Here is an 11,202-nt window from a genome sequence, read left to right as displayed (position 1 = left end):
CTGCGTCAGCGGCGCGGCGTCGAGAATGCCCGCAATGCCGTGGCGACGGCGACGCTGCCAAGGACAAGCAAAGCTGCGTCAGCTCCGCTTGAGCGGAGATAGATCGACAGCCCGGACAGGGCCGCCAGGCCGATATTGAGCACGAACACCGTTCGCACAACCTCGATCACGGCGAAGCCATTGTCCGTCGCGCGCTGATAGAAGTGCGAGCGATGCGCCAGCCACACCGGCTCGCGTTTTGCCACCCGCCGCAGCAGGGTGATGGTCGCGTCGGCAAGGTAATACAGCGGCAGCAGGATGGCGGCAGCCAGATGGTGCGCATAGGCCAGTTGCAGGAAGCACCAGGCCAGCAACAGCCCGATGGGAAGGCTGCCGACGTCGCCCAGAAACATCTTCGCAACGGGCCGATTGAACGGCGCGAAGCCGAGTGTGGCGCCGCAAAGCGCAGCTGCAATGAGCGCCGTCGATAACGGCAGTTGCCCGGAGAAGCCGATCAGCACCAGCGCCGCAGTGATCGGAATCACTTCGGCCACTGTGATCCAGTCGAGCCCATCCATGAAATTCACGAGATTGACGAACCAGAGTGCAGCCAGCAGCAGCAAGCCGCGTTCGATCCAGAGAGGCAGGTCCGGTGTGATCTGCAGTGTCGGGGGCAGGGCAAACAGGATCGCGGCAATACTGACGGCTTGCAGCAGCAGTCGCGGCGTCACGGAAATCGGACGCAGATCATCAATCGCGCCGATGGTCGCGATCAGGATCGTTGCACCGAACAGGACCCACAGCGCCGGTGTCGCTGAAACGGAAAGACTTGCAATCGAGCACCCGGCAACCAGCAGCGCGACTGATATCACCGCGATGCCGGCGCCTTGCGGTGTCGGCACCTTGTGGGACGATCGGGCGTTCGGTCGCGCCATTGCATAGCGGATGAGCAGCGGATGAATAGCGTTGATGCAAACCGCGGACAGAACGGCGGCTACAACCAGAGCGACGAAGGTTGTAATCAATTCGAATGACGACATCGGGATGACATTGATCGCAGGAAAGACATGCGTTGCAGGGAAGATTTGGGTCGCAATGAGACAAATAGTTCGGAGTTATGCACGGCGGCTCTTCTTATCCTGTTTTCATGGCATAGCTAGCGGCGAAGGCCGCGCTTCTGACGCAATCGGATGCTGCGATGCCGAAGTGTTGCAACATCATCGCCTGGATGGCTAATGGAATGCGACACGGATCGTCATGCAACATGGCGATTTCTGGCGAATGTCTGGGGACACGATGTCTGAACAACCCATCCTTGTCACCGGTGCTGCCGGCTTCATCGGTTTCCACGTGACGCGGCAGCTGCTGGCCGAAGGCCGAACGGTCGTTGGTCTCGATAGCGTCAACAGCTATTACGATCCGGCGCTGAAGGAGGCGCGGCTGAAACTGCTGGAGGGCCAGCCTCGCTTTACCTTTGTGAGAGCGAATCTGGCAGATCGTCCCGCGATCTCGGCGCTGTTTGGCGAATACAAATTCCCTGTTGTCATTCATCTCGCTGCGCAGGCGGGTGTGCGCTATTCCATCGAGCAGCCGCACGCCTATGCCGATGCCAACCTCGAGGGCTTTCTCAACATCCTCGAGGGATGCCGGCACAATGGCTGCGCGCATCTGCTCTATGCGTCGTCATCCTCGGTCTATGGCGCCAACAAGAAGAAACCGTTCTCCGTCAGCGACAGAGTCGACAATCCGGTCAGTCTCTATGCTGCGACGAAGAAGGCCAACGAGTTGATGGCGCATTCCTACAGCCATCTCTATCGCCTGCCGACCACCGGGCTTCGTTTCTTCACCGTCTATGGTCCTTGGGGCCGGCCGGATATGGCGATCTTCCTGTTTACCAAGGCGATCCTCGACAAGCAGCCGATCAAGCTCTTCAATCACGGCAACATGCGACGCGACTTTACCTATGTCGATGATGTTGTCGGTGCTATCGGGCGGCTGATTGATCACGTGCCGACGGGTAGCGAGGACGAGGCGCCAGCGCGAATCTACAACGTCGGTAACCACAAGCCAGAGGACCTTTTGCATGTGGTCTCGGTTCTTGAGAAGGAACTGGGGCTTGAGGCGATCAAGACGATGCTGCCGATGCAGCCGGGCGATGTGCCTGAGACTTTCGCCGATGTGGACGATCTGATGCGTGACGTCGGCTTCAAACCGGATACCTCGATCGAGGAGGGGATTCGGCAATTCGTGACGTGGTATCGCAGCCACTACGGTAATCTGAACGCGAAGGGTTGAGAGCGACTGATGAGCAAGCGCATTATTCCCCTGATCATGTGTGGCGGTGCCGGTACGCGCCTGTGGCCGTCGTCGCGTGAGGGGCGCCCGAAGCAATTTCTGCCATTATTCGGGCCGCGCTCGACCTTTCAGGACACCGTGATTCGCGTATCCGACGCTGGCCTGTTCGATCGTCCCATTGTCATAACCAGTGCCGCCTATCGGTTCATGGTGCGCGAACAACTCGCCGAGATCGGGCTCGATGCAGACATTCTGCTTGAGCCGGCGCGGCGCGATTCAGGCCCGGCCATTGCCGCCGGTGCCGCGTTCGCCCAAACCCGCGATGAGGACGCGGTCGTGCTTGCACTTGCCGCTGATCACGTGGTGCGCGACGTCCCGGCTTTCGTCGCGGCGTGCCGTGCAGGTCTGGTGGTTGCCGATGCCGGGCATATCGTGACGTTCGGCGTGCAACCAGAGCGTCCGGCCACCGAGTACGGCTATATTTCACCAGGCGAGTCGCTTTCTGACAAGGTGAAGAGCGTCGCCAAATTTGTCGAGAAGCCGGACCTGAAGACGGCAACCGGTTATATTGAGGCCGGCTATCTCTGGAACAGCGGCAACTTCATGTTTCGGGCGGGGATGCTGCTCGATGAATATCGTGGTGTCGACGCCGATAGTGTCGAGACCATCACCCGCGCTGTGGCGAAAGCCGGCCGCGATCTCGGCTTCTTTACGCTCGATGCGGACGCTTTCGGGAAGGCAAAATCGATCTCTGTCGACTATGCCGTGATGGAGAAGACGAGGAAGGCGGCCGTGGTGCCGGTGTCCTGCGGCTGGTCGGATGTCGGCTCGTGGCTCGCAGTGTGGGAGCTGTCCGACAAGGATGCGCAGGGCAATGCCGCGCAGGGCGTGGCGGTGTTCGAGGACTCGCGCAACTGCAACGTGGCCAGCGATGGTCCGGTGGTGGCGCTGGAGGGCGTTGACGATCTCGTGGTGGTGGCGACGCACGACGCCGTGCTGGTCTCCCGCCAGAAGGATGCCAACGGCTTGAAACGGCTTGTGGCGAAGCTGAAGGTCACGGCGCCGCAGGTCACCGAGGATCATCTCAAGGTGCATCGCCCATGGGGATCTGTGCAGGCTCTTGAGGATGGCGAGCGCTATCAGGTCAAGCGCCTCGTGGTGAAAGCCGGCGAGCGGCTGTCACTCCAGATGCACCACCATCGCTCCGAGCACTGGATCGTGGTGCGTGGCAGCGCGAAGGTGACGATCAACGATCTGATCAAGACCGTTCACGAGAACGAGTCGATCTACATCCCACTCGGTGCCACGCATCGTCTGGAAAATCCTGGTAAAATTCCGCTCGAGCTGATCGAGGTGCAGACGGGCAGCTACCTTGGCGAGGACGACATCGTTCGCATCGAGGATGACTACAAGCGGAACTAGCCTCCGTCGGGCGTAGCTCACCCGAATCGATGCACCCACAGCGTGCATTCGCCTGAATTGGTGCCGGTGAGAGGCTACCACGATCCCTTCATGTCGTATCTTTTTCCATTTTACGAAATAGCGATGATTGCCACAATTGGGCGCGCTCTGGCCCGCCCAGCGCGCATTCATCGTCCTAGGGGCAGTTCTGCCACTCACGAAATCGTGTTAACCTGTTGTTAGGTATTGATAAATACCTGAAATCAGGACCGAAAATGACAGTGCCGTGACGGATAAGCGGACCGTGCCGCCTCCGGACGAGGTAATGCATTCTTGCAACAATGAGTCAGTTTTCGATCCAAAATGTGGCTTTCGGATTGCGGCAAGTTCCGTTTCTTGTTAGCGCTCAATCCATGAAGCAGATCGCAAAGATTTTCCTTGTAGTTGTATTGCTGGGATCGAGCGGCAAGTTCGCTCATGCAGCCGAGCCATTTTTCATTCTTGACGCCATCAATCAGGCGGTAAAGACGAACCCAGGTGTCGGCGAGGCGTCTGCCAATCGCCGCGCCACCGAAGCCGAGCTTCGTCAGAGCCAAGGTACTTTGCTGCCTCAGATCAGGCTGCAGGCGAATACCGGCCCCGAGATGTTGAACCGGGCAATCGTCCCTGCGCCGGCCGGCAATGGCTCCTATGTCAACGGCAGCGAGGCGTCGGTAACGGTGCGCCAGCTGGTGTTCGACGGCTTTGCGTCCATCAACGACATCTGGCGTCAGGCTGCGCGCGTCGATGCTGCGGCGTTCCGGGTGCTTGAACGGACCGAACTGATCGCGCTCGATGCGGCTGAAGCCTATGTCGACGTGACCCGCTATTTGCGTCTGGTCGCGCTTGCCGAACAAAATCTCAAGGTTCATCTCGAACTGCGTGCCAATGTCCGTGCACGTTTCGCTGGCGGTCGTGCCGGTGAGGGCGATACCCAGCAGGCGGAAGAGCGTGTAGCCGCAGCAGAAGCTGTGCTGTCGGATTTCCGCCTCAGCCTCGATTTCGCGCGCGCCAAGTATCGCAAGACCGTCGGTCTTGAGCCGTTCAATGTGCGCTTCCCCGGTCGCTTGCCGGATATGCCGGCAACCAAGAACGAGTCGCTCGACGTCGCCTTCAAGTACAATCCGACGATCCGCGCCGCTGGTGCAGATGTCGATGCGGCCAAGCGTGCTTTCGACTCGACCGCCGGCGCATTCGTTCCGAACGTCGCCCTGGAAGGCCGCGCGCTGCGCGGCAAGGACTCGATCACCTATCCGGGCAACCGCGACGAAGTCAGCGGCAAGGTTGTTGTGAGCTGGGATATCTTCCGCGGCGGTCAGGATGCGTGGAAGCGCGCCGAAGCTGGCGAACGCATGATCGAGCAGCAACAGCGCCATGCACGCCTGCAGCGCGATGCGCTGGAGTCGCTCGACAAGGCATGGGCTGCGCGCACGATCACGACGGAGCGTGCAGCGGCGCTGGTGCGTGAAGTTGAAGCGGCTCGCCGTACTTTCGTGGCCTACAACAAGGAATACGAGCTCGGCCAGCGCACGCTGATCGATCTGCTGAACTCGCAGAACCAGTACTTCAACGCCAACGTCTCGCTGGTGTCTGCACGCGGCGTCACCGTGTTCGCCGACTATCAGTTGCTGGCGGCCATGGGACAGCTGCTGTCCTATCTGAAGACCGGCAAGCCGCCGGAGTCTGAGCCGATCGAGAGCCGTGCATCCGGCCTGATCCCGTATCGCCTGCCGCCGATCCTGCTGACGGCGCCGGAGCCGGGATCCGAACCGCTTAATACGGTTTTGCCCTTCCAGACCTGGAATTCGCCTTTCGCCCCGGCGCTGGAACCGAAAGCCGTGCTGTTCGGTGATCGCTGGGCCTCGCAAGATCTGTCGAACGCCAACGCATTGTTCGTGACATCGGGCCAGGTCGGGCAGGGCAGCGTGTCGGCCGATGCTTCTGCGGGGCGCCGTTAACCAATTAAGCACGCGGATTTATAATCCGCGGTCGGGTTTACCGTAAGTTCAGCAATTCGTCTGAACCGCGAAATAGTACAGGCGCTCCGCAAGGATCGCCTGTAAAGCTGGCAAGTCATATTTTGTAAGGCCAGTAGATCCGCGCACGGGTCATACAAGGCGCCTGGAATTTCCGAGGCTGCATTGAACATTCGCTCACCCCAGTTCGATATTGCAATGGACCTGCCGGCTGCGCCCGTAGCGGAGGTCGAGCATCAGCATGCCGATCCGTTAACGGACAGCCTGCTTTATCTCGCCGCTCACCACGGCAGAGCTGTCAGCCGCAGTGCGCTGCTTGCCGGTCTCCCGGTCGAGCGCGGCGTGCTGACAACGGCTCTGTATGAGCGCGCGGCGCAGCGGGCGGGCCTCGAGGCCGAACTGAACGAGCGACCGCTCAAGGATATCCCTGCGCTGGTCCTGCCTGCTGTGCTTCTGTTTCACGATGGTTCGACGCGGATTCTGCGCGGCATCGATCTGGCGAGTGGCCGTCTGACACTGGCAACCCCCGTCGGTGACGGTGCGATCGCCATGGAGCGGATCGAAGCCGTCGAAGAGAAATATGCCGGCTTCGTCTATTTCGTCCGTCCGGCGTCCGTCAGCGATCCGCGCGCGATCGCCGCCGGCGATCTGCCGAAGGCTCACTGGTTCTGGTCCGTCGTCAGCCGGTTCGGCTCCAACTACGGCCATGTCGCCATTGCAGCTTTCATCGTCAACATGCTGGCGCTCGCCGCGCCGCTGTTCACCATGAGCGTGTATGACCGCGTCATTCCGAATGGCGCGATCCCGTCGCTGGTTGCACTTGGTATCGGCCTGTCGCTGGCGATCGCTTTCGACTTCCTGCTCAAGGTGGTCCGCAGCCGCATCATCGACATGACCGGCAAGAAGATCGACGTGGTGCTGGCGTCGAACATCTTCGAACATGTGATGGCGCTGAAGATGGACAAGCGTCCGCCCTCGGTCGGCATTCTCGCCAATCAGATGCGCGACTTCGACTCGGTACGCGAATTCTTCACATCGGGCACGGTCGTGTCGGCGACCGATATGATATTCGCGATCATCTTCATCGCAGTGCTGTTCGTGATTGCCGGCCCGCTGGCCTGGATCCCGCTGGCGATGCTGCCTGTGATGATCCTCGTCGGTCTCTTGATCCAGCGGCCGCTCGATCGTGCGATGAAGCGCCTGCAGGCGGAATCGGCCGCACGCCACGGCATCCTCATCGAATCGCTGAACGGTATCGAGACCGTTCGCGCAGTTGCTGGCGAGAGCCGGGTGCAGACAGTGTGGGAACGTTCCGTCGCCGCGACTGCGCGTTCAAGCGAAGGCGTGCAGTTCTGGTCGTCGCTGGCGATGACCAGTGCGAGCGTGGCGACGCAGTTGTGCAGCCTGTTGCTGGTCGTGGTCGGCGTGTTCCTCATTCTCGACGGCAAACTGTCGGTCGGTGCGCTGGTTGCGGCCAATATGTTGTCGGGCCGCATTCTCGGTCCCATCGCCGGCATCGCGGCCGTGATGACGCGCGCGACACAAACCATGTCGGCCCTGCGGTCGATCGATCGCCTGATGGCGACGGAGCGCGAGCGACCGCCGGAAAAGATCTTCGTGGCCCGCGAGATCACAAAGGGCAGCATCGAATTCCGCAATGTCAGCTTTTCCTATCCGAACAGCCCGGCCAAAGCGCTCGACGGCATCTCTTTCCATGTGAAACCTGGCGAGAAGATCGGCATCATCGGCCGGGTCGGCTCAGGCAAGACCACGGTCGGCCGTCTGGCGACGGCGTTCTATCCGCCGAGCGAAGGCAGCATCCTGATAGACGGCATCGATATCCGGCAATACGACCCCGCGGACCTGCGCGCCGGTATCGGTTTCGTGCTGCAGGACACCGATCTGTTCTACGGCAAGCTGCGTGACAACATCGCGCTGGGCCGTCCCGATGCGACCGATGAGGAAGTGCTCGCGGCTGCAAGGCTGTCCGGCGTCGAGACCTTCATCGCCGGTCATCCGCAAGGCTACGATATGATGGTTGCCGAAGGCGGCCGTAGCCTGTCGGGCGGCCAGAAGCAGGCGATCGGCCTCGCGCGTGTGCTGATCCGCAAGCCGCGCGTGTTGTTTCTCGACGAGCCCACGGCGCATTTCGATGTGCGCAGTGAAGGTGAATTCCTCGATCGCCTCAAGACGCTCGCCAAGGGTGAGATGTCCATTATCGTCTCAACGCATCGCCCGTCGCTACTGTCGCTGGTCGATCGCATTCTCGTGTTCGACAACGGCAAGATCGTCGCCGACGGTCCCGCCGATCAGATCCTGACGCGCTTGCGTCCGCAGCCGCAGACTCCTCAAGCAGCGGGGAGGCCGGTCAATGTCGCAGTCTGATTTCGCTTTTTCGAACGACGTTCGTGCGGCCATGGAAATGCGCACGCCGCGCACGGCGCGGATGTTGTTGATGACCGTCACCGGTCTGCTCGTCGTGTTCCTGCTCTGGGCGCATTTCGCAGTGCTGGATGAAGTGAAGCGCGGCAATGGCAAGGTGGTGCCGTCGCGCCAGACGCAGGTGGTGCAATCGCTCGAAGGCGGCATCATCAGTGAATTGCTGATCCAGGAAGGCGCGATCGTCAGGAAAGATCAGCCGCTGGCGCGCATCGAAGATACCAACTTCGCGGCGCAATTTGGCGAAATCCGCGAGCGGCGCGGTGCCATGGCTGCCCGCGTGATCCGATTGGAAGCAGAGACCTTCGGCAAGACCAGCGTCGAGTTTCCGGAAGATCTCACGAAGCTTGCACCGCGTGCGGTTCAGACCGAACGCAGCGTGTTCGACGCCCATATGCGCAAGCTTGCGCAGGACATCGACGTCATTGCCCAGCAGGAATGGCAGAAGAAAAAGGAAATCGACGAGCTCCGTGCGTCGGAAACCCGCTTCTCCGAGACGCTGACGCTGCTGACCCGCGAAACCTTGCTGACGCGCCGGCTCTATGAGCAGAAGGTTGTTCCCGAGATCGAGATGCTGCGGTCCGACCGGCAGGCCACCGACATGCGCGGCCAGCTCGCGGTGGTGCAGGCAACCATGGTCAAGACCGAGGCCGCCGTGAAGGAAGCGCAGTCGCGACTTCTCAATATCACCACGGCATTTCGTTCCACGGCGGAAGATGATCTCGCGAAATCGCGCGGCGATCTCGCGGTGCTCGACGAAAACATCAAGTCCGCGCAGGATCGCGTTCGGCGCACTGAACTGCGGTCGCCGGTCTACGGCATCGTTAACAGACTCAACGTGACCACCATTGGTGCGGTCGTTGCTCCTGGCGCCAGCGTGATGGAGATCGTGCCGCTTGAGGATACGCTGCTGGTCGAGGGGCGCATTCGTCCGCAGGACATCGCCTTCATCCGTCCAGACCATGAGGCGGTCGTGAAGCTCAGCGCCTACGACTCTTCGGTCTATGGATCGCTTCACGGCCGGGTCGAACGCATCAGCGCCGATACCATCACCGACGAGAAGGGTGACAAGAATGAGCGCGGCGAGACGTTCTACCGCGTCATGGTGCGCACCGAAAAGAACCACCTCGGCACTGCCGAGCAGCCGCTGCCGATCATTCCCGGTATGGTGGCGACAGTGGAAGTCCTGACCGGCAAGAAGTCGGTGCTGGATTATCTCGTGAAGCCTGCGCGCATGCTGCGTGACGAGGCGTTTCGCGAACGCTGATAGCGCTACGGAGCATCTCCGCTGCTCCGTATGTTACCTTGCTCCCAGCCCGTCAGAGTCAACGAACTCTTAAAACGCAGGCTTCGCTAAAATTCGAGCGAATGCGTTGGTAGGCGATTGAGCGCGTTCAACGACATACAAGCCCAGGTTGACGTGTTTTAACCGACCTGAAGCAGCCCCCGATTTATCCCTGATGCCACAAGATCCGGACGGGGATCGACGCAATGACGTCGGCCGATGCTCCGGACAACGGGGCGTCAGTCATGTTGCGTATCGATCAGACGCGGGCATTCCCGCGTGCGCTGGGGTTCGTGCTCGCCGGTGTTGTAAGCGTCAGCGCTTGCGATGGAGCATTTGCAAAGTCACGCGCGAAGAAGACGGTGCTTGAGCGCCCCGTGATGGAATCGGTGATCGCGGGCATGACCGCGCCGCCGGTTCGGTTCTTCACGATCAACCAGGTGCTGGCCAAGCGTGACAGCGAGAACCGTGCAAAGCCCGGCAATATCGAACTCGCATCCTTGGACGCGTCGCAGGGATCAGATGCCAAGGTGATCAGCGATGCGCCGTCTCCGGCCGCGATCCTGCCTGCCACCAGCGAGGAGCCGTTCGGCCTGTTCACGTTCCGCGCGCCTGAAGGGCTGCTATGGACGAAATGGCGCGGTGTGGAAGCGCGTATGCGCGCCGACTTGAAATCGATCGAGGACTGCAAGGCAGATAGCGAGAACTGCGCCGCCGGTGCGCGCAAGTTTGTCGCCGTCACGCGTTCCGCCGCCGAGTTGGGTCTGCGCACACGCGTCGAGGCGATCAATCGCGACGTCAACTATGCGATCCGCTATGTCGGAGACTATCAGCAGCACGGCGTCGCCGATCTGTGGAGTTCGCCGCTCGAGACGCTGTCTGCGGGCATCGGTGATTGCGAAGATTATGCGATCGCCAAATTCGCCATGCTCGTCGCAACGGGTGTGCCGGAGGCCGATATCAAGATGATGCTGGTGCGTGACATGGCGGTGCGCCAGGACCATGCGGTGCTGACCGTCCGTGTCGATGGCCGCTGGCTGGTTCTCGACAATCGCTACTCCCGACTGTCGGAAACGCGCGATCTGCCGCATTTCATGCCGCTTTTCGCTATCGACCACAAAGGCGTCAGCCTGTTCGCCGCGCCCTATGCTACGCGTCCGCATCATGAGAGCGAGACCGACATGTTGCCCGCGGCCGAGGTGGACGGCTTCGGCGGGGGCTCTTCCTTGCCGCTGGCGCTCTGAGATAGTTCGACAACACAACGTCGACAATCGGCCTGATATCGACGTTTTATGCGCTTCGCGATCTTGTACTTCCGTGCATCTTGGGCTCTTAATGCGCCAGGGTGAGGTCGACGAGGGGATTGAGATGCGCTTCAAGCACACGCTGTTGGGTTTGTTGGTGGCGGCCGGAATGGCTTCCGGTGCAACTGTCTCGCATGCCGAAGGCCTGCTTCCAGGCGCTGCCTTCTCCGTCGATTGTCAGAATGGGGCGGTCTACAAGCTGACCTCCGGCCGGGTGACCTTTCCCGGTGATATTGTCACCGGCCATCTGTACCTGACCCCGCACCGTGCAATGCCTGTTCGCCTGATCCCGATGGGTGAGGGATATCGCTATGCAGGCCGTGGCGTATGGCTGGATGGCATTCGCGAGCACGCGCTTCTGTATCGGGCCAAGTATAGCCCGGTCGCGTGCGTCGTTACCCGCATCTAGACTTTTATCCTATCACTTATCTCCTGCGATAGCAGTCCTGCGATAGCGAGTTGCGTATTTGCGCAGCTTGCCGAT

At 60.7% G+C, this 11,202-nt stretch carries 8 protein-coding genes; 7 read left to right on the top strand and 1 reads right to left on the bottom strand.

The genetic code is table 11. The features are described from left to right. Positions 1-5 precede the first annotated feature (5 nt). A complete protein-coding gene (locus AB8A23_RS24570; RefSeq protein WP_439057856.1) occupies positions 6-1,019 on the bottom strand; it encodes an MraY family glycosyltransferase in 1,014 nt (337 codons plus the stop codon). A gap of 256 nt (positions 1,020-1,275) precedes the next feature. Here AB8A23_RS24570 and AB8A23_RS24565 point away from each other — a divergent pair, with 256 nt between their 5' ends. The 7 genes from AB8A23_RS24565 (at position 1,276) to AB8A23_RS24535 (ending at position 11,127) form a co-directional block, all read left to right on the top strand. After that, a complete protein-coding gene (locus AB8A23_RS24565) occupies positions 1,276-2,274 on the top strand; it encodes an NAD-dependent epimerase (RefSeq protein WP_439057857.1) in 999 nt (332 codons plus the stop codon). Between the two features lie 9 nt (positions 2,275-2,283). After that, positions 2,284-3,696, top strand: a complete 1,413-nt coding sequence (locus tag AB8A23_RS24560) for a mannose-1-phosphate guanylyltransferase/mannose-6-phosphate isomerase (protein ID WP_439057858.1) — start codon at positions 2,284-2,286, stop codon at positions 3,694-3,696. Between the two features lie 392 nt (positions 3,697-4,088). Further along, positions 4,089-5,672 (top strand): TolC family outer membrane protein, encoded by a 1,584-nt coding sequence (locus tag AB8A23_RS24555; protein ID WP_093761952.1) that lies wholly within the window; start codon positions 4,089-4,091, stop codon positions 5,670-5,672. A 216-nt stretch (positions 5,673-5,888) separates the two neighbouring features. After that, positions 5,889-8,075, top strand: a complete 2,187-nt coding sequence (locus AB8A23_RS24550) for a type I secretion system permease/ATPase (RefSeq protein ID WP_439057860.1) — start codon at positions 5,889-5,891, stop codon at positions 8,073-8,075. Further along, on the top strand, positions 8,062-9,396 hold the full coding sequence (locus tag AB8A23_RS24545; RefSeq protein WP_116660556.1) for an HlyD family type I secretion periplasmic adaptor subunit: 1,335 nt from the start codon (positions 8,062-8,064) through the stop codon (positions 9,394-9,396). Before AB8A23_RS24550 ends, AB8A23_RS24545 begins: the two co-directional genes overlap by 14 nt. 224 nt (positions 9,397-9,620) lie before the next feature. Continuing rightward, positions 9,621-10,658, top strand: a complete 1,038-nt coding sequence (locus AB8A23_RS24540; RefSeq protein ID WP_439057862.1) for a transglutaminase-like cysteine peptidase — start codon at positions 9,621-9,623, stop codon at positions 10,656-10,658. A gap of 124 nt (positions 10,659-10,782) precedes the next feature. Continuing rightward, positions 10,783-11,127 carry a hypothetical protein gene (locus tag AB8A23_RS24535; protein WP_089268234.1) on the top strand — a complete coding sequence of 115 codons (345 nt, stop codon included), beginning with the start codon at positions 10,783-10,785 and terminating at the stop codon, positions 11,125-11,127. Positions 11,128-11,202: the final 75 nt, after the last annotated feature.

Source organism: Tardiphaga sp. 619_E2_N8_4 (assembly GCF_051810905.1).
GTDB classification, from domain to species: Bacteria; Pseudomonadota; Alphaproteobacteria; order Rhizobiales; family Xanthobacteraceae; genus Tardiphaga; species Tardiphaga robiniae.
The sequence above is the reverse complement of the archived record's forward strand: the minus strand, read 5'-3'. Positions and strand labels throughout refer to the sequence as shown.

Excerpts from the sequence above, each read along its gene's own strand:
- AB8A23_RS24565 (WP_439057857.1), top strand. The coding sequence starts at position 1,276 with ATGTCTGAACAACCCATCCTTGTCACCGGTGCTGCCGGCTTCATCGGT.
- AB8A23_RS24535 (WP_089268234.1), top strand. The coding sequence starts at position 10,783 with ATGCGCTTCAAGCACACGCTGTTGGGTTTGTTGGTGGCGGCCGGAATG.
- AB8A23_RS24540 (WP_439057862.1), top strand. The coding sequence starts at position 9,621 with ATGACGTCGGCCGATGCTCCGGACAACGGGGCGTCAGTCATGTTGCGT.
- AB8A23_RS24545 (WP_116660556.1), top strand. The coding sequence starts at position 8,062 with ATGTCGCAGTCTGATTTCGCTTTTTCGAACGACGTTCGTGCGGCCATG.
- AB8A23_RS24560 (WP_439057858.1), top strand. The coding sequence starts at position 2,284 with ATGAGCAAGCGCATTATTCCCCTGATCATGTGTGGCGGTGCCGGTACG.
- AB8A23_RS24550 (WP_439057860.1), top strand. The coding sequence starts at position 5,889 with ATGGACCTGCCGGCTGCGCCCGTAGCGGAGGTCGAGCATCAGCATGCC.
- AB8A23_RS24555 (WP_093761952.1), top strand. The coding sequence starts at position 4,089 with ATGAAGCAGATCGCAAAGATTTTCCTTGTAGTTGTATTGCTGGGATCG.
- AB8A23_RS24570 (WP_439057856.1), bottom strand. The coding sequence starts at position 1,019 with ATGTCGTCATTCGAATTGATTACAACCTTCGTCGCTCTGGTTGTAGCC.